Origin of the sequence: Haloactinopolyspora alba, from assembly GCF_003014555.1 — a bacterium.
Classification (GTDB): domain Bacteria; phylum Actinomycetota; class Actinomycetes; order Jiangellales; family Jiangellaceae; genus Haloactinopolyspora; species Haloactinopolyspora alba.
Genome location: NZ_PYGE01000009.1, coordinates 1 through 23,462, shown reverse-complemented (window position 1 = coordinate 23,462; position 23,462 = coordinate 1). Strand labels below are relative to the sequence as shown.

At 68.8% G+C, this 23,462-nt stretch carries 15 protein-coding genes and 1 pseudogene; 5 read left to right on the top strand and 11 right to left on the bottom strand.

Annotated features, from left to right (window positions below):
* Positions 1-63 precede the first annotated feature (63 nt).
* From CLV30_RS13325 to CLV30_RS27865, 3 genes and pseudogenes are all read left to right on the top strand, one after another.
* Entirely contained in the window at positions 64-3,675 is a 3,612-nt protein-coding gene (locus CLV30_RS13325; protein ID WP_165358624.1) for a heparinase II/III family protein, read from the top strand.
* A pseudogene (locus CLV30_RS27870) lies at positions 3,672-4,580 on the top strand (N-acetylmuramic acid 6-phosphate etherase); the annotation flags it as partial. The gene CLV30_RS13325 and the pseudogene CLV30_RS27870, both read left to right, overlap by 4 nt.
* Before the next feature lie 30 nt (positions 4,581-4,610).
* Complete coding sequence (locus CLV30_RS27865; RefSeq protein WP_420841998.1) at positions 4,611-5,537, top strand: BadF/BadG/BcrA/BcrD ATPase family protein; 927 nt, start codon at positions 4,611-4,613, stop codon at positions 5,535-5,537.
* A 142-nt stretch (positions 5,538-5,679) separates the two neighbouring features.
* On the opposite strand, the gene CLV30_RS13315 is transcribed toward CLV30_RS27865, so the two are convergent.
* The 10 genes from CLV30_RS13315 to CLV30_RS13270 form a co-directional block, all read right to left on the bottom strand.
* On the bottom strand, positions 5,680-8,007 hold the full coding sequence (locus CLV30_RS13315; protein ID WP_205740847.1) for a glycoside hydrolase family 31 protein: 2,328 nt from the start codon (positions 8,005-8,007) through the stop codon (positions 5,680-5,682).
* Positions 8,004-9,152 carry a glycoside hydrolase family 15 protein gene (locus CLV30_RS13310; RefSeq protein ID WP_106537720.1) on the bottom strand — a complete coding sequence of 383 codons (1,149 nt, stop codon included), beginning with the start codon at positions 9,150-9,152 and terminating at the stop codon, positions 8,004-8,006. The genes CLV30_RS13315 and CLV30_RS13310 overlap by 4 nt, the downstream gene beginning before the upstream one ends.
* A 37-nt stretch (positions 9,153-9,189) precedes the next feature.
* Entirely contained in the window at positions 9,190-10,458 is a 1,269-nt protein-coding gene (locus tag CLV30_RS13305) for an ABC transporter substrate-binding protein (protein ID WP_106537719.1), read from the bottom strand.
* 23 nt (positions 10,459-10,481) lie between these two features.
* Positions 10,482-11,339: a carbohydrate ABC transporter permease gene (locus tag CLV30_RS13300; protein ID WP_205740846.1), complete on the bottom strand. Its 858-nt coding sequence runs from the start codon at positions 11,337-11,339 to the stop codon at positions 10,482-10,484.
* Between the two features lie 7 nt (positions 11,340-11,346).
* The gene (locus CLV30_RS13295; RefSeq protein WP_106537717.1) at positions 11,347-12,312 is read right to left on the bottom strand and encodes a carbohydrate ABC transporter permease; all 966 of its coding nucleotides are present in this window, start codon (positions 12,310-12,312) and stop codon (positions 11,347-11,349) included.
* The gene (locus CLV30_RS13290) at positions 12,309-13,490 is read right to left on the bottom strand and encodes an ROK family transcriptional regulator (protein ID WP_205740845.1); all 1,182 of its coding nucleotides are present in this window, start codon (positions 13,488-13,490) and stop codon (positions 12,309-12,311) included. Before CLV30_RS13290 ends, CLV30_RS13295 begins: the two co-directional genes overlap by 4 nt.
* A gap of 210 nt (positions 13,491-13,700) precedes the next feature.
* Complete coding sequence (locus CLV30_RS13285; RefSeq protein ID WP_106537715.1) at positions 13,701-14,510, bottom strand: Crp/Fnr family transcriptional regulator; 810 nt, start codon at positions 14,508-14,510, stop codon at positions 13,701-13,703.
* 53 nt (positions 14,511-14,563) lie between these two features.
* Entirely contained in the window at positions 14,564-15,016 is a 453-nt protein-coding gene (locus CLV30_RS13280) for a hypothetical protein (RefSeq protein WP_106537714.1), read from the bottom strand.
* 186 nt (positions 15,017-15,202) lie between these two features.
* A complete protein-coding gene (locus tag CLV30_RS13275) occupies positions 15,203-16,963 on the bottom strand; it encodes a glycoside hydrolase family 15 protein (RefSeq protein ID WP_106537713.1) in 1,761 nt (586 codons plus the stop codon).
* Between the two features lie 2 nt (positions 16,964-16,965).
* The gene (locus tag CLV30_RS13270; protein WP_205740844.1) at positions 16,966-18,462 is read right to left on the bottom strand and encodes a molybdopterin-dependent oxidoreductase; all 1,497 of its coding nucleotides are present in this window, start codon (positions 18,460-18,462) and stop codon (positions 16,966-16,968) included.
* Between the two features lie 96 nt (positions 18,463-18,558).
* Between CLV30_RS13270 and CLV30_RS13265 the strand changes: the two genes are divergently transcribed.
* Both CLV30_RS13265 and CLV30_RS13260 read left to right on the top strand, forming a co-directional pair.
* A complete protein-coding gene (locus tag CLV30_RS13265) occupies positions 18,559-18,873 on the top strand; it encodes a hypothetical protein (RefSeq protein ID WP_106537712.1) in 315 nt (104 codons plus the stop codon).
* A 141-nt stretch (positions 18,874-19,014) separates the two neighbouring features.
* Positions 19,015-20,130, top strand: a complete 1,116-nt coding sequence (locus CLV30_RS13260) for an SDR family oxidoreductase (protein WP_106537711.1) — start codon at positions 19,015-19,017, stop codon at positions 20,128-20,130.
* A 28-nt stretch (positions 20,131-20,158) separates the two neighbouring features.
* Here CLV30_RS13260 and CLV30_RS13255 read toward each other — a convergent pair whose 3' ends face one another.
* The gene (locus CLV30_RS13255; RefSeq protein ID WP_106537710.1) at positions 20,159-23,248 is read right to left on the bottom strand and encodes an FAD-binding and (Fe-S)-binding domain-containing protein; all 3,090 of its coding nucleotides are present in this window, start codon (positions 23,246-23,248) and stop codon (positions 20,159-20,161) included.
* Positions 23,249-23,462 lie beyond the last annotated feature (214 nt).

The window sequence follows — 23,462 nt, the reverse complement described above, 5'->3', positions numbered from 1 at the left end:
GTGACGACAGGCCTGTCAACGACGGGCCTGCCCACGGCGACGGCCGCCACTACGGCGGGCGACATGTCAGAGCTCGGCGAATTGCTCGACCTGTCACGTCCAGAGCTCGCCGACGTCGCGGACAGGCTCGACGCCGGTGACGAGGAAGGCGCCGCGGAGGAACTCACGGAGTTCTATTCCGGCCGCACCGGTATCGAAGTTCCGTCGCCCGGAGGGGGCGGCATTCGTGACGCGACCGCCGACGAACTCGCGAGCGGGATCTTCCGGTTCGGCACCGAGACCCGCGACTTCTACGACGATGCCGAGCAGCGGATCGACGTCGACTGGCACGACACCTGGGGCGGCACCGAGGAGAACCCGGGCCATGCGCGGGTTCTGATGACCGACTTCTCGTTCATGCCCGTTCTGACGGACGCGTACCTCAACGAGAGCGACCCGCAGAAACGCGCAACGTACGCGGCCGCGTGGATGGACATCTCCCTCGACTTCTTCAACGACATGCAGAGCTGGCCGTCGAACAGGAATCTCTCGGCGGCCAAGCGGCTCGCGCAGCTCGTCGACTCGTTCTCCGTGTTCCGCACCGAGCCGACCATCGACCCGTCCGACCTCGTGGCGTACCTGTCCGGTGTCCACGCGACGACGGATCACCTGTCTGACGTGCTGCAGAACTACGTAGGGAACAACTGGTACCTTTCGATCGCACGCGCGATCTATGTCTCGGCGGTGTACTTTCCCGAGTTCTCGGCATCGCCGAGGTGGGAGCCGTACGTCGTGCGTTCGGTCGAATGGTTCGTCGGGAGACACCTCAAGAGCGACAGCGTGTACCGCGAGCCGACCTTCAACTACCACGCCTACGTTGCGAATCTGCTGAACACCATCATCGAGTTCGCTGACACCAACGGGCGGAGCCTCCCCGACTCGATCGCCAGTTCGGCGGACCGGCTGGCAGACGCTCTGTTCGCGACTCGCATGCCGAATCTCGAATCTGCTCTGATCGGTGACACCGCGAAGGGCAGGGCGGGTACGGACGCCATTCGGACGAGCGGAGCGCGAAACTCGTGGACCGACTTCTCCTGGGTCGGCTCCGGTCGGACCGAGGGGACGGTTCCGACGCTCGGGTCCACGGTCTACCCCATCAGCTACGCGGTCCAGCGCTCCGGCTGGGACAGCGATGCCCGGTACATGCTGATCAACAACCAGAACACCGGCTACACGAGATCCCACCGGCATCCGGACGACCTCAGCCTCGTGATGGCTGCCTACGGCCGCCCGTTGATCGTCGATCCAGGGGTCGGAAAAGACTACAGCTCAACCGAGACGAACAACTGGATGCGTCGGACGACCGAGGCGCACAACACCGTCGAGGTCGATGGACGCCCGCAGGAAGCCGGAGTCACCCGCGCCACATGGCTGTGGCGCTCGAACGCGGGCCTCGATGTCTACCGTGGCGAGGCTCAGGGGTACCGGCCGATCACCCACGACCGGGTCGTCTACTTCGTCAAGCCCGGCTTCTGGATCGTCTCCGACTCGCTGACGGGCGATGCCGACGCGCACGACTACCGGCAGCTCTGGCACTTCCCGGGCGACCCGGTCTCCGTCGACGACAGCACGGGCGTCGCCACGGTCGGGTTCGACACCGTGCCGGGCGACGAGCCGGTCTCCGGCGTGCAGCTCGTACCCGTCGGCACCGCTGGCTCCGACGTCACCCCGACCGTCCACGACGACGGCGCCGTCCGGGTCGGTCAGGACGTACGCACCGACGTCGACTATCTGTCGTACGACTGGTCCACCACCGGCGCCACCGGACTGGACACCGTGGTGGTTCCAGGCAAGGCCGGTCCGGCGCCGTCGGTGACAGCGGAACGCATCGAGCTGCCCGGAGTCGATCACTCCGTGGCGACCGCTCTGGAGATCGACCTCCCCGAGGGAACCGGCACGTTCTACCTCTCACGTGAGGACGATCCCGCGTCGAGGGAGTTCGGGACTGCCGCGACCGACGGCGAGACCGCCTACATCGAGCGTGACGAGGACGGCGGCCTCACGCGGTACTCGCTGACGTCGGGCTCGTCGCTGGTCAGGGACGACGCGAGCCTCGTCGACGCATCCGACGTCGTGTCCGACATCAGTGTGGAGCTGGCCGGCGACACCGCGCGAATCTCGCTCGGGGATCCGTTCACGGGGTCGCTGTCGATCAACGCTCCGGACGCGGACGTGGTGCTGGTGAACGGTGAGCCGGCGGCGTTCACCCGCAACGGTGACGTCGTCTCCCTCTCCGTCGAGGCAGCCGTCGATCTCACCCCGGTACTCGAGGAGGACTTCGCGGAGGCGAGTCTGGACAGCACCGTCTACGGCTTCGATGACGGGTCTCTCGAGGGCTGGAGGCCGGCGCACGGTGACTGGGCGCTGGGAGGCCAGGAAGGCACGCAGCTGGCGCAGACGTCGACCGCCGACAGGCTGTCGTTCGCGGTGCAGCAAGACGTGCCGACCGACATGGTCATGACAGCGGAGGTCGTGCCCGGGACGCGCCACCAGACGACCACCCGGACCGGTCTCGCGTTCCGCTACCGCGACTCCCGCAACTACTACCGGGCCAACGTTCTCAACACGTCGGAGGGTGTGAAGCTTCAGATCATCAAGGTCTTCTACGGCCAGCTCACCGTCCTCGCCGAGACTGATCTGCGACTCGACGCCGATGCCGCACACACCATGACCGTATCCGCCGTCGGGCGACATCTGACCGCCACTGTCGGCGACACGTCGATCTCCGCCAATGACACACGCCTGCCTACCGGAGGCGTCGCGGCTTATACGCATCGACGGGCCGCGACCTTCGACAACGTCACGATTGCCGAAGTGCTGGACCAGGACCACTGGCGGGGGATCCGCGGCGAGGCGTCCGTCGACTCGGGTCAACTGCGGCTCGCTGCCAACGGTGGCAGGGCACACGTCTTGGTCGACTCGGCCCTGCCCGCACGCTTCTCCGAGACGTGCAACTACGAGGTCGACACCACCGTCACCTTGCCCGGCCGCGGTGCAGCAGGCGTCTCGTTGCGAGATTCCACCGACTCCTACGGGTACCGGATCCATGTCGGCAAGACCAGCCGCGGGACGCAGTACGCGAGCATCATCCGCGAGGCTCACAGGTCGGGGCCGGTCAAGGTAGCGGGAACATCCCTCAGCGACCCTCTGGACGGTCCGGTCGAGCTGGGCGCAACGATCCACGGTGACCGCATCACGGTGACGTTGAACGGCGAAGAGATCCTCGATGCTCGCGACACCGTCGTGCGTAGCGGCGGTGTCGGGCTCTACGCGACGAAGGAGAGCACGTTCGAGGACCTCACAGTTTCCCGATCCTGCGACACCGACGACTCCGACGTCGAGCCCGCGCCACGGGCCTGGGACCCCGCGACCACGTACTCGGAAGGTGACTCCGTCACCCATGAAGGCTCCGTCTGGCTTGCCTCGTGGCGGGCGCCGAACCAGGAACCCGGTGCTGCCCGCGGTCCGTGGCAGGAAATCGCGGTGGCGGAGGACGGCACGGCGTTGTGGCGGCCGTCGAGGATCTTCACGGAGAAGGACGAGGTGGAGTACCGCGAGAACCGCTACGTCACGACGAGGCGGACGAGGAACGACGTCCCCGGCGAACCGCACGGACCGTGGAAGCTGGCCGAGTGACAACTCGCGCGACCGGCACGGACAAGCCCACGGAACGACGCCTGTCGGAGTCGTACGACATCGACCTGATGAGCACGCAGGAGATCCTGACCTGCATCAACACGGAGGACAGCAATGTTCCCGGGGCTGTCGCGGCAACACTGCCGCAACTGGCGGCGGTCGTGGATCATGCAGTCGCGGCGGTACGACGAGGCGGTCGCGTCCACTACTTCGGCGCCGGCACCTCGGGCAGATTCGGGGTGCTGGACGCCGCCGAGGTGCCGGCGACCTATGGGGTGTCCTCCGACACGTTCACCGCTCATCTCGCGGGTGGCACGGCAGCGATGATCAGCGCCGTCGAGGACGCCGAGGATGACCCCGAGTCCGGCGCCGCGGACGCCGAGCAGGCCCTCCGGGCCGATGACATCGCCATCGGCCTGGCCGCCAGCGGCAGGACGCCGTACGTCGCCGGCGCCCTTCGTCGCGCACGGGAACTCGGCGCCCGCACCGTCGCCATCACCTCTGATCCCAGTGCACCCCTGGCCGATGGGGCCGATCATCACCTCTGTGCCGCGACCGGCCCCGAGGTGATCACCGGATCGACCCGGATGAAGGCGGGAACGGCCCAGAAGCTGATCTTGAGCAGCTTCTCCACCGCGCTGATGATCCGCTTGGGCCACACCTACTCGAATCTGATGATCGATCTCGTCCCGGTCAACGACAAGCTGCGCGCCCGCGTACTCACCCTGCTGCAAGTCGCCTCCGGCGCATCAGCCCCGGAAGCCGCCCGCGCCCTCGACACCTGCGGTGGAGAGGTTCGCACGGCTCTGCTCGTCCTGCTGTTGGACGTCGATCCTGCACGAGCGCGTGCCCTGGACGAGAAGCATCGCAGCCTGCGAGAGGCGGTACAGCACACGACCAGGTCGAACCGTCGACGCACCGCCCAGGACTGCCACGTGGGCGTCGACATCGGCGCCAGTGGCTATCGCGTCGCGATCGTGCGCGGCGGCGAGCTCGTCGACATGGTGCAAGGTCACGTACGGCCGTCCGTGTCCGCAACAGGTCCGGACCTGCGGGCGGTCAGCGACGCCGTGGCCCGTGAAGTGACGGTCTCGACGCGACGGCACGGCCTGGATGTCGCCACCCTGGGGTTGGGAGTCGCCGGTGGTCGGGCGTTTCCGAACGTCACGGAGGCGCTGCTGCCGATCCTGAACATCGTGCACGCCGACATGATGGCGGTGTTCGCAGACGGCGTGTCGTCCTACGTGGGAGCGCTGGGGTTCGAGGCCGGGGCGGTGCTCGCGGCCGGAACAGGTTCGGTCGTGATCGCCACCGATGCGACGACCACGTGGAGGCGCACCGACGGCCTCGGTCACCTGCTCGGCGACATCGGCAGCGGGGCGTGGATCGGTCGTCGGGCGCTGGAGGTCGCGGTTCGACATGCAACGGGCCGACCCACGACGTCCGCGGCCCTGCGCACAGCAGCCGAGAGTCGCTTCGGCAGCGTAGCGACGCTCGTCAACGACCTGCACCGCAGCCCCGATCCCTCCGCGACGATGGCGTCGTTCGTGCCCGACGTCGTGGCGGCGGCGCGAGAGGACGACGCTGCGGCCGAGTTACTCGCCCAAGCCGCCGACGAGCTCGCGGCCACGCTGCTGCACGCTGCCGATGGCCTTACCCGGCGACTCGCGGCGGTGGGCGGGATCGCAGGTCAGGACGGGCCGTTGCGGCACTTGCTCGAGCAGCGGCTCACCGCGGCCGGCCACGAGTTGACGGAGGCAGCGGGATCAGCAGCCGAAGGCGCAGCACACATCGTGCGAGCACTTTCGCAGGACACGCTGCCGGAAGTGTTTCGCGACCAACTGCTCGCCGTGCACACCTGACCGCACTGAACCGCACCATGCCGCCACCCCTCGGCGACCTTCGCCATCTGCAAATCGAGGTCAGCTTCGCTGATCTTCTCGACGCCCTCCTTGAACGGCGTGCGTGATCTTCCTCGATGCATGGCGGACCCTTCGGTGTCGTTCACTCGGACGTCCCCCGTTGATCTGCGAACGCCGCGCGCAACTGCGGCCATCGGTCGGCGCGACACACGACCGGTGGCTGGTCGAGCGGCGCCGGCAATGTCACCTCGCCCGGCCCGGCGTGGTGTGTCCCGGTCCACACGTCGACCCACCGGCCCTCGGGCAGATACACGACCGCGTCGTCGACACCCGGTTCGGCGACCGGCGCCACCAGCAGCGCGTCGCCGAGCTTGAACTGCAGCGGGTACCGCCATACCGACGGGTCGCCGGGGTGGTCGAAGAACAGCCCACGCATCAGCGGACGCGACTCCCGCACGGACACCCTCGCCTGCTCGGCCAGGTAGTCCACGAGCCGCTCGCGCAAGTGCGCGAATCGCCGGAAGACCGGAACCACACGCTGGTCGCCGGTGCGCTCGGCGACGTTCCACGGCGTCCGGTCCCGCAGCGGCGGCTCGTGATGGTGGAACTCGGAGTGGTACTGCATGATCGGCATGAAGCACGACGCAGCCGCCGCGCGCAGGTACAGTTCCGGGTCCGGCACGTCGCCGGAGAACCCGGCGAGGTCCCAGCCCCAGTAGACGATGCCGCACGCCGACGCGGTGATCCCGGCGATGATCGACGAGCGGAACCCCTCCCAGGTGGAGTCCTCGTCACCGGCCCAGATCGCACCGTGCGCCTGCGACCCGGTGAAGCCGGCGCGCGAGAACGTCACCGGCGCCTTGCCCTCGGAACGCAGCAGGTCACCGTAGGCGCGCGCGTAGTGCACCGGGTACAGGTTGTTGCCTTCGTCGCCGCGGCGCCCGTCGCCGTAACGCAGGTCGTGGCCCCACGCGTGCTCGCCACCGTCGGTCTTGAACCCGTCGACGTCGAGGTCACGGACCAGGTACCGGCGCTTCTGCGTCCACTGGTCGCGGGTGCGTTGCACGGACAGGTCCGGCATCAGCGACTGCGGGAACCACCAGCCCCGGTTGTGGTAGGCGCCGCCGTCCGCCTCACGCACGGCGTGGCCGTCGCGCACCAGTTCGGCGCCGTCCCGGATGACCTGCGCGTCGTCGCTGACGTCGGCGCCCAGCTCGTACCGGGTCTTCAGCAGCGGGATCTGCCACAGGATCACCTTGATCCCCCGGTCGTGCAGTTCGTCGATCATTCCCTTCGGGTCCGGCCAGGCGCCGTCCGCGGGGTAGTCGAAGTCCTCCGCGGCGTGTGGCGCTCCGTCGCGGTGCACCTCGTAACGTGCGTCCCGGAACGTTGCGAAGGTCTGCTCGTCGCTCCATGCCTCGATGACAACGGCACCCACCGGGATGTCGAGTTCGCGATGCCGCCGCATCCGGTCCATCACGATCCGCTGCGTGTTCCACTCGTTGCCGGACGCCCACAGTCGGAACACCCACGTCGGCAGCTCCTCGGCCCGACCGACCTGCGCGGTGAACGCGGCGAGCACGTCACCGGGCGTTCCGTCGTAGATGGCGACGTCGACCGTCTCGTCGTCCGTTCCACCCAGGGCGACCTCGACGACCAGGCGGTCCGGCGTGGACGCACCCACGTCGTACCAGGTACGACGCGACGTCCGGACGTGAAAGCCCCAACTCGGCCCGGACTCGGACACCACGTGCGCGAACGGCATGGGCAGGTAGGTCCGTGCGTGCCGGCCCTGCGACTTGTACTGCTCGAAGACGACAGCGTCCAGCCGCCGACCGCGCTGGTCCACCGCGTCGAAACGCTCACCGAAACCGACGACGTGCTCGTCCGGCTCGAGCCGCAGCGCGAACCGGGCACGATGCGCGCGGCCGGCGACGACGAGCCACTCGAGACTGCCGTCCACGAGCCGGTCAGAGGCGATGCTCAACGTACCCGCGTCAGGCACCCAGCGGGCGGTGCTGAACTCGAACCACTCCGTGCCCACGTCCTCGCCGGTCCCGCCTCCGAGGGTGGCGTGAAAGCGGTACCGGTAGCGCGCACCGTCACGCACCGGCTCGGTCGTCACCTCCCATCCGCCGTCCGACGCCGTCGCGGCGGCCTGCGCCTGCGCGAGATGACCCTCTCCCCCGGCCAACGCAGCAGCGTCTCCCGCGTCCGGCCGGGCGGGCCGCATCGTGAGCGTGCGGGCTTCGCCGCCCGCGGTACCGCCATCGGCCGCGTCGCCGCTGGTCACGGTCACCCACTCGCACGTCACCGACGTCACCTCGGTCGCGGCCGCCACGCCGAGACGCACGCGCTGCCCGGCCTCCGGAAGCACCGGAACGCGCTGGTCCGGCGAGACGGCGTACGGGTGCCCGACACCGTGCGGACGGTGCCTCATCACGGTCTGCTCGCCGTCCACCGCCGTCATCGCCGCTCCTGCCACTGTCGCGGCTCTCCGGTCAGCAGGCCGAGTTCGTCGGCCAGGACGAGGTACATTCCGTGCGACCACAGCAGCGGCGTCGCGACGGTGCCCCACCGCTCGACCCACTCCGCCCGATGTTCGGGTGCCAGCAGATGGTGCGGCACCTGCTCGGGCAGTTCATCGTCGTTCGTCGCTTGAGCGGCTATCCAGTGCAGGTAGCTCCACGCGGCCGCCGTGTCGCCCGCCGCGGCCCGGTTCCAGCCGAGCAGGGCCGACAGCAGCAGCCACTGCCCGCCGCCGTAGAAGACGTCGGCCGCGTACCTGTGCACCCCGCCGTCGGTGTCCAGCTCGCGCGTCACCGCGTCGAGCGTCGCCGCGGCGACCGGATCGTCCAGCTCCACCAGACCGAACGGCACGACGCACGCCGGCAGCGACCCGTCCACGACCTCGCTGCCGAGCCACTTGATCAGGTGCCCGTCACGCACACCTTCGTCGAGGACCAGCTTGCGGATCTCCTCGGCGACCTGCCCGGCACGCGCCGCTCGTGCGGCATCCACCACGCCGGAGCCGACCGCGGCGACGAGGCCCCCGTACAGCGCTCCCAGAGTGGACACGTGCCGCTGGTCGAGATGTTCTTCCCACCAGTCGTAACAGTTGCGGTCCCAGAACGCCGCGACGTAATCCACGCAGAGTTGGATGGCCGGACGCCACCGCCCGACGTCCAGGTCGTGCCTGCGGGCGTGCTCGGTGACCGCCCACAGCCACGTCCCGTATCCGTCGGTCTGGAAGTTCCACCACTGCACGGCGCCGTCGCCGCCTTCGAGGGTGAACCGGGTCGGCAGCATCGACTCCACCGGCACCTGCCGGCCGCTGTCCGCGGCGCCGACCAGGCTCTCGATGTGCCCGCGGCGATCGGTGAGGACACCGGCCGCCCAGTCGTGGAACCGATTCGCCGACGTGACGTCGCCGTACCGCGAGATCCCCTCGGCGGTGAACGAGCCGTCTCGGAACCACGCGAATCCCCGGTAGGCCGAGAACGTCGGCGACGCCGGGTAGGCACCGGAGCGATGCTGGTGCTCGGTGATCACCTGATGGCTGCGGTGCGCGAGGCCGGCGAGAGTGGACGACGACGGAGGTGGCGTCGTGGTCATGGGCGTCAGTGTCCTAAAGATCGAGAAACGGGCGGGATCAGAGCAGCTCGTTGACAGCTTGCTCGGCGTCGGCGAGTGCGTCCTCGACGGATTTGCGTCCGGCCGCGGCGTTGCCGAGTTCCTCGGTGACGACGTCCTGCATCTCCTGCTGGCGTTCGATCACCGGGGGCAGCGCGACGGCGTCGAGCGAGTCCAGAACGGCTTGCCGGTTGGCCGGCGGTGTGGCCTCGGTGTACTCGGCCAGCTTGGACTCGTCGGCCACCGGCGGCAGTTCCCAGGACGTCTCCAGCCGGATGTCCGTCGTCGTGTCCGATGCGGCGAGGAAGTCGACCCAGCGCTGAGCGGCGTCCGGGTGTTCGCTGCTCGCGGAGACGACGGCGCCGTTGGCGAACATCGCCGACGCGTCGGTCGCTCGGCCGGGTTCGACGACGATGTCCCATTCGAACGGCACGTCGGCCATGGCGCCGAACATCCAGATACCGGTGTGCCACATGGCGAGGTTGCCTTCGGCGAACAGGTTCGAGTCGAAGTCCGGCGTGCCGGCGCCGTCGGCCTTCGTCGGCATGGTCGTTCCGGACTTCTGCACCAGCCAGTTGGCCGCCTCGACGCCCTCCGGGGAGTTGAAGGTGGCCCGCGAAGCGTCGTCGTTCATGAACTCGCCACCGGCCTGGGCCAGTGCCTTGTAGAACTCGTTGAAACTGATCGGCTGGTAGTCGCCCCAGACCCCGGCGTCCTTGTCGGTCAGGGCCTTCGCCGCGGCCTGCTCGTCGGCCCAGGTCCAGTCGTTCGTGGGCGGTTCCACGCCGGCCTGCTCGAACAGGGTCTTGTTGTAGAAGAGGACGACGTTGGAGAACGACGTCGGGACGCCGTACTGCGTCCCGTCCCGGTTGAAAGCCTCGAGCAGCGACTCACGGTAGGCACCGGTGTCGATCTCGTCCAGCGGCGCCAGCGACCCGTTCTCCGCGTAGGTCACGAAGTTCTCGTAGTTCAACTCGAACGTGTCGGCGACGGTGCCGCCGGCCACCGCGGTCTGCAGGGAAGTGAAGTAGTCAGCGAACGGCACGGTCTCCACCTCGACCTGGACGTCCTCGTTTGCGGCCTCGAACGCTTCGACGATCCGGTCGAGGTCGGCCTCGTGGCCGTCGTTGGCGGAGAAGTTCATGTATCTGACGGTGGTGGTGCCGTCCGCGCTGTTCGAGTCGGACGAGTCGGTGGCCGAACCCTGGGAGCAGGCCGAGAGCGCGAGCGCGAGGGCACCGATGCCCGCGGCGACGGCCGCGCGTCGGGTGGAGCTGCGTTGCACCATGGTTGGTCCTTTCGTCTGAAGAGTCATTTCAAGCCGGTGTGCGCCATGCCCGCGATGATGTGCCGTTGCGCGAAGAGGTAGACGACGGCGATGGGCAGGATCGACACCACCGAGCCGGCCATGACCACGTTCCATTCGGTGGTGAACTGGCCGTGCAGGGTGGACAGGCCCAGCGGCAGCGTCATCAGCTCCGGCGAGCGGATGACGATCAGGGGCCAGAGGAAGTTGTTCCAGCTGCTCATGAAGGCGAACACGGTCAGCGCGGCCAGTGCCGGACGGACCAGCGGGAGCACGATGGTCGCGTAGATCCGCAGGTGGCTGGCACCGTCGATGGTCGCGGCCTCGTCGAGCTCTCGCGGCACGCTCTCCATCGCCTGTTTGAGCAGGAAGATGCCGAACGCGGACGCGACGGAAGGTGCGAGCAGTGCGAAGTACGTGTCGTTCAGATCGAAGCGGCTCATCTGAATGAACAGCGGCACCACCAGCACCTGCAGCGGCACCATCAGGGTGGCCAGGTAGAGCGTGAAAATGACGTTCCTGCCCGGGAACCGCAGACGCGCGAAGCCGTACGCGGCCATCGAGCCGGTGACGAGTTGCGCCACGGTCGACACGACGGCGACGCCGAACGAGTTCGCCACGATCCGCCACATCGGCAGCGTGTCGAACAGCGTCCGGTACGCCTCCAGGGTCGGGTTCTCCACCAAGAGCGTCGGGCCGCCCGAGAGGTTGCCGTCGGCCGTGATGGAGGTGACGAGCGTCCACAGGAACGGGAACAGCATGACGAACGCGCCGGCGATCACTCCGGCGTAGAGCGCGGCTCGACCGAACCCACGACGGCGCGGACCGGTTCTCGGCTCGGCCTCCGGGCGCACAGCGGTCACGGTGGCATCAGGCATAGTGCACCCACCGGCGTTGCCCGCGAATCTGGACGGCCGTGACCGCGAGGATGACCAGGAACAGCAGCCACGACAGCGCCGACGCCTCGCCGGCTCGCCCGTAACGGAACGTCAACTCGTAGATCTGGCCCACCACCACCTGGCTCGCGCCGCTCGGCCCGCCGCCGGTCATCACATAGACCTGGTCGAACACCTGGAACCCGTTGATCAGCGATATCACCACGACGAAGAACGTGGACGGGGACAGCAGCGGCAGTGTCACGTGCCGGAACTGCTTCCAGGCCGACGCCCCGTCGATCCGGGACGCCTCGTACAGCTCCTGCGGGATCGTCTGCAGGCCCGCCAGGAGGATGACCATGACGAAGCCGAGGTCTTTCCAGGCAGAGGCGAGGATCACCGACGGCATCGCCCAGGAGGGGTCGGTCCACCAGCCGGGCTCCGGCAGGTTCAGGAAGCCGAGGATCTGGTTGACGAGCCCGTTGGACGGGTTGAGCAGCCACTGCCACACCAGTGCGACGACCACCCAGCTGGTGACCACGGGCAGGAAGTACGCGGCGCGGAAGAACCCCCGGGCGGCGAGGCGCCGGTTGAGCACCACCGCCAAGCCCAGGCCTCCCGCGTAGACGAGCGGGAAGTAGCCGAGGATGTACAGCAGCGTGTGCCCGAACACCTCGCGGGTGTTGGGGTCGGTGAGCAGGTGCGCATAGTTGTCCAACCCCACCCACGTCATAGACGAGATCAGGTTCCACTCGTGCAGGCTCACCCACGCCGACGACACCATCGGGACGAACGTGAACAGCAACAGCGGAACACCGCTGGGCAGGAGGAAGAACAGCGCCCAACCGAGGGTTCGCAGCCGCGGCGAGCGTCGGCGCCGACTCGCGCCGGGAGCGACCGGACGGGCCCCGTCCCGATCGTCGACGGACCCCCGGGTCAGGGTCGGCTGCGTCGCGTTCATGCCCGCGACTCGGTCTGGCCGGCGTGCAGCCGCTCCCGGACCAGACGGCCCTGGTCGCCGCTGGCGCCCGCGACGTCGAACGGCGACGCGAACACGAGCGCTGCCGCGCCGAGCGCCCACTTGTCCTCCGCCCACGGCTCCACGACGTAGGTGAGGCCCCGGCGCGAGGCGATCAGGTGACGCCGGAAGGCCGCCTCGAAGCCCGGCTCCCAGTGGCTCCACGCGTCGATACCCTCGCCGAGGATCATGACGATCTCCGGGTCGAGCGTGTGCACGATGCCAGCCAGCGCCCGCCCGAGCAGCTCTCCCGCGTGGCGGTAGATCTCCCGCGCGTCCGGGTCGCCGTCGTCCGCCGCCGCGTGTAGACCTCGCACGGTGCCGCGCGGGCCGACGACGCCGCGTTCCCGCGCGGTGGCCACGAGGGCGGCCTCGCCGACGTGTGCTTCCAGGCAACCTTCGGAACCGCACCCGCACAACGGACCGTCGACCGTGATCGGGGTGTGCCCGATCTCGCCTGCGCCGCCGCGCGACCCGCGGTAGATCGCCCGGTCGACGACGATGCCACAGCCGATTCCCCGGCCGATGGTGACGACCAGGTACGACGAGTGCGACTGCCCGATACCGTAGAGCCGCTCCGCCACCGCCAGGGTGTTGACGTCGTTCTCCACCAGCACCGGCACGCCCAGTCCGGATCGGAGGATCGGCCCGACCTGTGCGTCGTTCCATCCCAGAGTGGGCGCCGACACGATGCCCGTCGCTTGGTCGTCGACAGCCCCGGGGACTCCGACACCGATCCCCAGCAGGTGGCGGTCGCCACGGTCGTCCATGGCGGCGCCGAGGATGTCGACCAGCCGGTCGAGCGCGGTCGGAGATTCCGGATCGAACGGGTACGACGTCGAGTGCCGGACCGCGCCGTCCAGACCCACGTCCACCACGGCGACGTGGTCGGCGGTGACCTTGGCACCGATCGCCCCGCCCGCGGAATGCACGAGACCGAGCAGGCGCGCCGGCCGCCCGCCGTCCGACGGAACCTGCTCGAGTTCGGTGATCAAGCCATGGACCAGCAGGTTTTTGGTGACCTGGGTAACCGTCGCCGGGCTGATCTCCAGCACTCGTGCGATCTCTGCCCGCGACGCCGAGCCGCGAGTGCCGAGCAGGCCGAGGATGGCCGACGGCACGAGATCGCCTCGCGCGGAGGAGCCGTTCGGTGCTGGGGCGTGCGCCAACCTGACCTCGATTCGGACGTAAATTTAGAAGTAAATTAACAGCCGAAACCTGGGAGGTCAACGCATACTCCTGCGGTTCCATGTTCGCGACGCTGGAGCGCCCGGCCGCCACCACGGCAGATCGAGCTGTCCGCGATCGACCAGGACAGATGTCCCGGATGGTCACCCCTCGTGGGCTTCGGCCTCCATCGCCGCCGCGTCCAGGACGACGATGCGGCCGCGTCCCAGACGGAGCAGGCCGCGGTCGGCGAACTCCCCCAGCACCTTCGTCGCCGTCTCGCGGGACGTCCCCACCAACGCCGCGAGCTGCTCGTGCGTCAGCGTGATCTGCTGCCCGCGGCTCAGCACCCCACCTCGAGGCGCGTCCGGTGTCAACGTGCACAACGTCGACGCGATCCGCTGCGAAACGCTCTTGAAGACGCTGTCGGTGAGCCGCTGCTCCATCTCGGCCAGCCGATGACCCAGCGTCTCGGCGATCCGACCGGCGATGCGCCGGTCGGCGAGCAGGAACCTGCGCACGTCCGCCCTGCTCATGACACACACCACGGCCTCGTCGAGCGCCTCGGCGAAGTTGTCGTACATCGACTGCCCCAGCAACACCATCTCGCCGAAGATCGTCCCCGGCGTGATGATCGCCGTCGTCAGCGCACGCCCGTCCTCGGACACCCGGAACACCCGCACCCGGCCGCGCTTCAGGATGAACAACGTCTCGACCGGGTTGTGCGGCGAGAACAGCAACTCGCCGGCCGCATAGGTCCGCATCGGCGCGTTGTCCGCGATGACCCGCATCTCCTGGTCCGACAGGTCACAGAAGATGTCCACCTCGGCCAGGCACCACGTCTTGTCCGGCTGCGCGCCCGCCTGCTCCATCAGCGTCGCCTCCTCGCGCCGGCCCGGCGCCCACGGAGGCGAATCGCTGTCCCAAGGCTGCCGGTCCAAGGCATCGACGCCCTCGACCAGACAGTACGTCAACTTCTGCTCCGCATCATCTCCCGGTGAGGACGCCCCCCGCGACGTGTCCCTGGTCACCGACGCGCCATCCGTGCCGTCAGCACCAGATACGTCACGGCCAGCAGCAGGCCGTAGAACAGATGCCCGACCAGACTCTGCCACTGCGCGTCACCGACCTCGAAGACCATCTCGCTCATCCCGAGCCACGCCGGCATGATCCACAGCGCGCCGAGCACCCACCAGGCCGCGCCGTAGACCAGCCCCAGCAGGGCCGTCACCCCCAGGTCCTGCAGCACCCGCGAGAACAGCACCACGAACACCGCACCGAACAGCGCAGAGTTGAACAGATGCACCAGCCAACCCACGCCCTCGGAGCTGCTGCCGATGAGGTCGGCCACCATCGGCATCATCCCCATGGCCTGCATCAACACACCGAACCCGACACCACCGACCAGGCCGCCGACAATCCCGGCACCGACCCGCACCGGCAAAGCCACACCACGATCCACCGCCTGCGCATCCGCCATGATCGGACCTCCATCCCACGATGTGATCGATCCCGAAGAGACGAACCGACGCTAGAAACCATGCGGAGGCGAGTTCTGTGACGCAGGACACACAACGCTCGTGGGGCCGAGAGCTCCCCGGATTCCGACGCGTCACACCCGCCCGTGCATCACGCATCAAACCCATCGCCGATGAGCCGCTACGGTTCACGGTGCGGTCGATGGCTGTGCAAGGCGGCAGGCCGCTTCGAGCAACATGGCGTGCACGAATGCTTGTGGCAGGTTGCCGCGCAGTTGGCGCTGGTTGACGTCGTACTCCTCGGAGTAGAGCCCGGCAGGACCGCAGGCCGCCCGGTTCCGCTCGAACCACGCTCGGGCCTGCACTTCGCGGCCTTGTTGGTGATCGGCCATCGCGGTCACGAACCCGCAGAGCAGGAACGCGCCCTCCGCCTCGTACAACGGACGCTGGTCGTGCCGGAAACGGTAGACGTACCCGTCCTGTGTCAGTTCTGTGCGTACGGCGTCGAGGGTGGCGATGCTTCGCGTATCGCCCGGGTCCAGACCCTCTCGGATCACCGGCAACAACAGCGCAACGTCCACCCCAGGGTCGGTCGGGGTGCGCTGCCACCGTCCTGTGGGGTGCAGGCTGTCCTTGGCGGTATCGGCGACGATGGTGTCGGCCAGCGACGTCCAAGCGGCAGCTTGCGAGCGAGCGGCGCCCGCCGCTGCGGCGGCGCGCAGTCCTGTGGCGCAGATCAACCGGGAGTGGGTCCACCGGTCGTCGTGCAGTTCCCACACCCCGGCGCCCTCGTCGTTCATGCGCTCCTCGATGGCGGCGACCGCAGCCTCGACGGCTCGCCAATGCTCGGTACCGAGGCGGTCGTCCCGCGCGGCGGCCGCGAACAGCAGGAGCGCCTCACCGAACGCATCGAGCTGGAACTGGTGGCCGACTCGATTGCCGGCCCGGTTGCCCCCACCCGGATAACCGATCACGCGGCGAAGGGTGTGTTCGTCGGGCACCGGTCCCCCGTCGACGGTGTACGCGGGCCGCAGCGACGGCCCGTCGTCGAGGATCCGCTGGGCGATGAATTCCACGGCGTTGTCCAGCAGGTCGGACACACCCGCGACGGCCGCGGCCTGACCGGCGTAGCACTGGTCGCGGATCCACGAGTATCGGTAGTCGTAGTTGCGTCCCGCCTCGGAGCGTTCCGGCAGCGACGTGGTGGCGGCCGCGGCCATGCCACCGTGCCTGCTCGTCATGCCACGCAGCACCGCCACGGCGTGGCGGGCATCTCGGCGGGCGATCACGGTGCTCAGGTCGGGCATCGTCCCCTTCCACCGATGCTCCGTGGCCTCCCACGACGCGGAGGCGTCGACCGGCTGGTCGGCCAGCGGTTGGTCGGACAGTTCGAGGATCAGGTCGTGGGTTTGTCCGGCGGGCACCACCAGCGTGCAGGCCAGAGCGCCGTCACGCTCGCGAGCCGCAGCAGCACCGGACCACCGCAGATGGAGCGGGCCGACACGCGCGGTCCACGTGTCATCGTTGCGATGGAGCTGACGCATGGCGTGTCGCCCGAAGCCGGCGCGCGGGTCGAGCACCACGTCCACCTCGGCGGCCTCGTCGTCGTTGGCGTGTACGCGACGGAGCATGACCGCGGTGTGCGGGTCGCCGGGGAACGCCAGCGCCTCCCGGCACTCGATCGCGCCACTGGAGGTCATCCAGCGCGAGTGCCAGATCAGCGACCCCACCTCGTAGTAACCGCCCCAGACGTACCAGCGGTCGCGAGGGCTGACGGCATACGTCCCGGCGCCACCGATCAGGGCGGAGAACACCGCGTCGGAGTCCCATCCGGGAGCACACATCCACACGATGTCACCACGAGGGCCGATCAGCGCGCCCCGTTCGCCGTCGGCCAGCAGGGCGTACTCGCGCAGCACCTCCGGCCGAATGTCCGGTGGAACGGCCATGGTCAGATCCCTGCCGCGTTGGCGTAGTAGAGCTGGTCTTCGCGGTATCCGCCCTGTCCCAACCCGATGGTGGAGACGTCGTCGACGAACTCCACGGCCTTGATCCACTTGACCATCTTGTAGCCGAGCTGGGTCTCGAAGCGCACCCGCACCGGCGCGCCGTGCTCGATCGGGAGCGGCGCCCCGTTCATCTCCAGGGCGAGCAGCGACTGGGTGTGACGGGCCAGGAAGATCGGCACCGCCTCGTAGAAGTAGCCGTAACGACCTTCGCCCTCGGTGAGTCCCTTGTCATCCATCGCGTAGAACACAACGTGTGTCACGTCCGGATCGGGCGACACGAGGTCGACCAGGCGCTCGAGCGGCACACCGCCCCACTCGGCGATCGAGTTCCATCCCTGGATGCAGTTGTGATTGCAGATCTGCGTCGCCCATCCGAGTTCACGCAGCTCGGCCAGCGACAGCGACACCGGGTTGGCGACACGTCCGCCCACGGGCAGCCGATAGTCGGCGAAGTCGTCGGCAGCCATCCGCTCGTACTCCGGATCGACCGGCGGATAACCGTTGACCCGGTGATATTCCGAGATGTCGGCGCGGGTGTAACGCTGCCGCGACGTGAACAGCCGAGACAGCACTCCCTCGAACGGCGCCACCACGACGCCGAGAAGATGCTGGGCCGTCCGCGGGCGCAGCCGGGCGAACACCGTCAACAGCACATGGATGAGCACGATCGCGGCGAGTGCGATCGTCCCGATCGCCACCGCGAGCGACCGGTCCGCCGTCTCATGGCCCAGGACGATCTTCGCGAATCCGAGCGGCAGTCCGTGGATGATCACCATCGCGGTGTGGATCACGACGAATCCGGCGAACGCGCACAACCCGATGAAGTGGATGCTTCGCGCACCCTGCTTGCCACCGAACAGCTTGCCATACCACGGGAAACGCGCCAGTACCGACGGTGACATCGCCGCACCGGTGATGATCTGCAGCGGCGCGAGCAAGAACACCACGGCGAAGTAGGTGAGCTTCTGCACAGCGTTGTAGGGCTCACCTGGCAGTTTCGCCGGCAGCTCGAACTGCAGGTACGTTCCGACGGCTTCGATCGCGTCCGGAACGACCGACCACTCGGTCGGAATCAGGAAGTGCCAGCGCCCGGACGTGAAGACCATCGCAATGTAGACGATCCCGGTGGCGATCCAGAAGTGCACGGTCATGAAGTGCCAGTGCCGCCCAAGCCCCAGGTTCTTCCGCCCGGGCATCGCGATCACCGGATTCCACGCCTCTTCCTCGTCCAGGCTGACCCACGGACGGCGCGAGTCGGCACCGTACATCTTGGTGGAGAACCGCGCCCATTCCCGACCGGGCGGGCATCCGTCGTTCCAGTACATCTTGGGGAACGACGCCAGAACCTCGATGCCGGACCGGGCGAGCATCAGCATGAAGAACACCGTCAACGCGTGTGTGATCACCACGAACCACGGAAAGATCGCTGGATCGGGCACGGACTCTCCTCACCTGTGGACGCCCGGGGTCGGTGGATGCATTACCCGCAGGCGTGATCCACACACATCCGGGAGCCGTGGTGATTACATGGGGGTATGACGGCCGACAACCAGCCAGGCAGCGGTGCGCGCGCCCGCCCCGCCGACGACCCGCAGCAGGCCGTGACGCGCGCGCGTACGCAGGTACTCACGGGGCGGGGCGCGGGCGCGGACCGGGCCGAGATTGCCCGGGCCACCCGCGAGCGCCCCACGCTCGGCGCACTCCCAGCGCCGCTCGAGCGGGAACTGGTGCACCTGCACACCGCCCTCATTCGCAGCGAAACGGACGGCGAAGCCGGCGACATGGTGTCCACCGGGGCGCAGGAACAGATCGACCGGCTCCGCGAGATCTGGGCGCCGACCATTCCATGATCAACTGCTTCGTGGCCCGATGCCATGAAGCCGAGCGCCGATCCTCCGGCCCACTGCCCGCGTGATCGACAGCGTGCGGGGTAAGCGATGACGTACGCGCCGTGTCGGCGGCGCGCCCGCAGCGAGAGGAGATCCGGGGACATGGACGTCGTTGTCGTCACTGGTGCCAGCGGAGGCACCGGCCGTGCGATCGCCCGACGGTTCGGGGAGAAGGGTGCAGCGGTGGCGCTGCTCGCGCGAGGGCAGGCGGGCCTGGAGGCCGCGGCTGACGACGTGCGCGCCGCGGGCGGTCGCACCCTGGCGCTACCTGTGGACGTCGCCGACGCCGGCGCGCTCGCCCAGGCCGCCGGCCAGGTGGAGATCGAACTGGGTCCCATTGATACCTGGGTGAACGTGGCGATGACGTCCGTGCTCGCACCGTTCACCAAGATCGAACCGGAGGAGTTCGAACGGGTCACCGATGTGACGTATCTCGGCTACGTCTACGGCACCAAGGTGGCCCTGGACCGGATGCTCCCCCGCGACCGCGGCACGATCGTGCAGGTCGGGTCCGCGCTGGCCTATCGGGGCATCCCGTTGCAGAGCGCCTACTGCGGAGCCAAGCACGCCCTCCGCGGCTTCCACGAGTCGCTGCGCTGCGAGCTGCTGCACGAAGGCTCACACGTGAACCTCACGATGGTGCATCTGCCAGCGATGAACACGCCGCAGTTCGACTGGGCCCTCACCCGGCTACCGCACCACGCCCAGCCGGTGCCTCCGATCTACCAGCCCGAGGTGGGCGCGCGGGCCGTGCTGCACGCGGCCGCCCATCCGGGGCGGCGGGAGTACTGGGTCGGCCGCAGCACGGTCGGCACCATCGTCGCGAACAAGTTCGCCGGCGGGCTGCTCGACCGGTACCTGGCTCGTACCGCGTTCGCGTCCCAGCAGACCGATCAGCCGCTGGACCCCGACGCCCCGGCCAACCTGTGGGAACCGGTCGACGACGTCGAAGACTACGGCGCGCACGGCGAGTTCGATGGCAAGTCGATCACGCGCAGCTACCAGATGTGGGCCTCGCGACATCGGTACCTGCTCGGCGCGGCCACGGGCGCCGCAACCGGCGCGCTGGCCTCCGTCTGGGGAGTGGCACGGTGTCGGCGCCGCTCGGCCGCCGCCGACCGGCTGCGGGCTGCTGCGCCGGACGTCGTTCGACGTTACGCGCCCGCTCGACTCGGCGGGCGACGGTCCTCTCGACCGCGGTGGCACCCAGCGCGATGACGCGGACCCCTCGACTCGGCCTCGATGTTCACCTCTTCCATCGACGACGCAGGCCCAGCACCACGGCCGCGACAGCGCTCGCCGCCGCGGCCACACCGGTCGCGGTGACGCCGCGGGAGGCACGCCGGTCGACCGCCGGCCGGCCCACCGTCCGTTCCGGGTACGGCTCCCCTCGATCGCCCTGCAACCCCAGGTCCAGCGCTTCGGCCAGGTGAAGGGCGGTGCGTCCGCTGTCGCCCTGCTCGATCTGGGTCCGGCAGCTGAACCCGTCGGCGATCACCAGCGTCTCCGGAGAGGCGTCGCGGACCGCGGGCAGCAGCACGCGTTCGGCACAGGCCATCGACACGTCGTAGTGGCCGTCCTCGAAGCCGAAGTTGCCGGCCAGGCCGCAGCATCCGGAGTCGGGCACGGTCGCGTCGATGCCGGCGCGGCACATCAGCTCGGTGTCGGCGTCGAAGCCGATGACGGCGTGCTGGTGACAGTGGGTCTGGACGAGCGCCTGCCGGTCCAGCTGCGGTGGCTGCCACCCGTCCGGCGCGTGCCGGAGCAGGAACTCGGCCAAGGTGTGGGTCTGGCGGGCCAGGCGGCGGACGTCGGCGTCGTCGGGCAGCATGTCCGGCATGTCGTTGCGGAACACCGCGGTGCACGAGGGTTCGAGCCCGATGATCGGGGTGTCGGCGGCCAGCCACGGCCGCAGCGTCCGCAGCGTACGGCGGAAGACGCGCTGGGCGACGTCGAGTTGCCCGGTGGATATCCAGGTCAGGCCGCAGCACACCGCGTCGTCGGGGACGACGACGTCGAACCCGGCCGCTTCCAGTACGTGCACGGCCGCACGCCCGACGTTCGGGTGGTAGTGATTGGTGAAGCTGTCCGGCCAGATGAGCACGGTCCGATCCGCGCGGGGGTCGGGCTCGGGCGCGTCGCCCTGGTGGCGGCGCCACCACTGCTGGAACGTCTCGCCGGCGAACGGCGGCGCGTCTCGCTCGACCGCGACTCCGGCGAGCTGCTTGCCGAGACGGCCCAGCCCGGGCGCGTACAGCGCGGCGTTGACCAGCCGTGGAGCGTGCGACGCGACCCGTGCCCACAGCGGCAGCCACCCCAGCGTGTAGTGCGCCGCCGGGCGGAGGCGGCCCGCGTAGTGGTGCGCGAGGAACTCGGCCTTGTAGGTGGCCATGTCCACGTTGACGGGGCAGTCGGACTTGCAGCCCTTACAGGCCAGGCAGAGGTCGAGTGCGTCGCGTACGCGGGTGGAGCGCCACCCGTCGGTGATCGGGGAGTCCTCGTGCGGCTGGAGCATCTCGAACAGCAGCCGCGCCCGGCCGCGAGTGGAGTGCTCCTCCTCGCGCGTCACCATGTACGACGGGCACATCACTCCGCCTTGCTCCTGACGGCAGTTGCCGACACCCACGCAGCGCATGGTCGCGCGGGTGAAGCTGCCGTCGTCGTCGGGGTAGGCGAACCACGTGCTGTGTGGCTGCGGCTCCCAGTCGGCGCCGAGACGCAAGTTCTCGTCGACGCGGCGCGCGGTGACCACCTTGCCCGGGTTCATCATGGTGTCGGGGTCGAACAGCGCCTTGGTCCGTTCGAACGCCGTGACGACGTCAGAGCCGAACATCCGCTCCAGCAACGGCCCACGGGCCTGGCCGTCGCCGTGCTCACCGGACAGCGAACCACCGTAGGAAGCGACCAGATCGGCCGCCCGTTCGGTGAACCGGGCGAACGAGGCGACCCCGTCCGCGGTGACCAGGTCGAACGGGATGCGCACATGGACACATCCCTGGCCGAAATGACCGTAGAACGACGGGTCCCCCAGATCGAACTCCTCGATCAGCGCCGACAGGTCGCGCAGGTAGTCGCCGAGCCGCTCCGGCGGGACGGCGGAGTCCTCCCAGCCGGGCCAGGTGTCGGACATGTCCGGGGGCCTTGCGGTGGCGCCGAGGCCGGCTTCGCGGGCCTGCCAGATCTCCTTCTCCTTGGCCAAGTCGTCGGAGAAGCTCACCCGAGGGTCACCCCGGGCTTTTCCGAGCGCCTCGAGCAGCGCGTCTGCCTGGGCGTCGGCGTCCTCCTTCGTGTCGGCGCCGAACTGCACCAGCAGCCAGCCGGCCCCTTCCGGGAGCATCTGCAGCGACTCCTCGTTCAGATGCTCCTGGTGTTCGAAGTACACCAGTCGGTCGTCCATCCCCTCGAGCACCACCGGGTCGCTGTTCGACAGGATGTCCGGCACCGCGTCCGCCGCCGCGGCGATGTCGTCGTAGCCGAGCACGAGCAGCGTCCGCTGCGCCAGCACCGGAACCAGGCGCAGCTCCGCCCGCAATACCGTGGCCAGCGTGCCCTCGCTGCCGACCAGCAGCCGGGCCACGTCGAAACCCTTCTCGGGCAACAGTGAGTCGAGGTTGTAACCCGACACCCGGCGGGGTATGTCCGGGAACCGCCGCCGGACCAGGTCGCCGTACTCGTCCACGATCTCGCGCAACCCACGGAAGATCTCGGCCTTGCGGCCGCCTTCGGCGAGCACCTGCTCGTACTCGCCGTCGCTGGTCCGGCCGACCCAGCTGCGGACTCCGTCGTAGGTGAGTATCTCCAGAGCGACGACGTTGTCGACCATCTTGCCTGTGCGCTGTGCCGACGCCCCGCACGAGTTGTTGCCGATCATGCCGCCGATGGCGCAGTGGCTGTGTGTGGATGGGCGAGGGCCGAATTCCAGCCCGTGACCGGACAGCTGGTCGTTGAGCTCGTCGAGCACGATCCCCGGCTCGACGACACAGGTCCAGCTGTCCGGGTCGACCGACAACAGCCGGTCGCAGTATTTGGTCCAGTCGATGATCACCGCGACGTTGGTGGCCTGGCCTCCCAGGCTGGTCCCGCCGCCACGGGACAGCACCGGCGCCGAGTGCTCACGGCACACCGCCACCGCCTCGACCCCGGCCTCGACCGTTCCAGGCAGCACGACCCCGAGCGGCACCTGCCGGTAGTTCGACGCGTCGGTCGCGTACGCCCCACGACTTCCCACGTCGAACCGAACTTCGCCGTCAACTCGCCGCGTCAGCTCCCGCTCGAGTTCGGCGATGTCGAGATTGGCCGGTGGGGGTGTGGCGTCGGCGCCAAGAGTGCTGGTCATGACTGGTGGCCTCCCGTACGCCCCGACACGAGCGAAGGAGCGAGATGACGGCAGTTTCGGATGTGACGGTGGATTCGGTGCGGGCGGCGGCCTCCGTGGTGCCGACCGACGCGCCCGCGCTGATGCTCGTTCATCCGCGGCCGGGGAGTTTCTCGTAGAACTCGGCCAGTTTCTGTCGCATCCCGGTCATGACGATGCCGGTGCCTTCCGGGTC

What these genes read in the sequence shown, in the direction of transcription:
- CLV30_RS13275 (WP_106537713.1), bottom strand. Translation starts at nt 16,963, where the DNA reads ATGGCCGTTCCACCGGACATTCGGCCGGAGGTGCTGCGCGAGTACGCC.
- CLV30_RS13265 (WP_106537712.1), top strand. Translation starts at nt 18,559, where the DNA reads ATGACGGCCGACAACCAGCCAGGCAGCGGTGCGCGCGCCCGCCCCGCC.
- CLV30_RS13260 (WP_106537711.1), top strand. Translation starts at nt 19,015, where the DNA reads ATGGACGTCGTTGTCGTCACTGGTGCCAGCGGAGGCACCGGCCGTGCG.
- CLV30_RS13305 (WP_106537719.1), bottom strand. Translation starts at nt 10,458, where the DNA reads ATGGTGCAACGCAGCTCCACCCGACGCGCGGCCGTCGCCGCGGGCATC.
- CLV30_RS13315 (WP_205740847.1), bottom strand. Translation starts at nt 8,007, where the DNA reads ATGACGGCGGTGGACGGCGAGCAGACCGTGATGAGGCACCGTCCGCAC.
- CLV30_RS13295 (WP_106537717.1), bottom strand. Translation starts at nt 12,312, where the DNA reads ATGAACGCGACGCAGCCGACCCTGACCCGGGGGTCCGTCGACGATCGG.
- CLV30_RS13325 (WP_165358624.1), top strand. Translation starts at nt 64, where the DNA reads ATGTCAGAGCTCGGCGAATTGCTCGACCTGTCACGTCCAGAGCTCGCC.
- CLV30_RS13280 (WP_106537714.1), bottom strand. Translation starts at nt 15,016, where the DNA reads ATGGCGGATGCGCAGGCGGTGGATCGTGGTGTGGCTTTGCCGGTGCGG.
- CLV30_RS13310 (WP_106537720.1), bottom strand. Translation starts at nt 9,152, where the DNA reads ATGACCACGACGCCACCTCCGTCGTCGTCCACTCTCGCCGGCCTCGCG.
- CLV30_RS13255 (WP_106537710.1), bottom strand. Translation starts at nt 23,248, where the DNA reads ATGACCAGCACTCTTGGCGCCGACGCCACACCCCCACCGGCCAATCTC.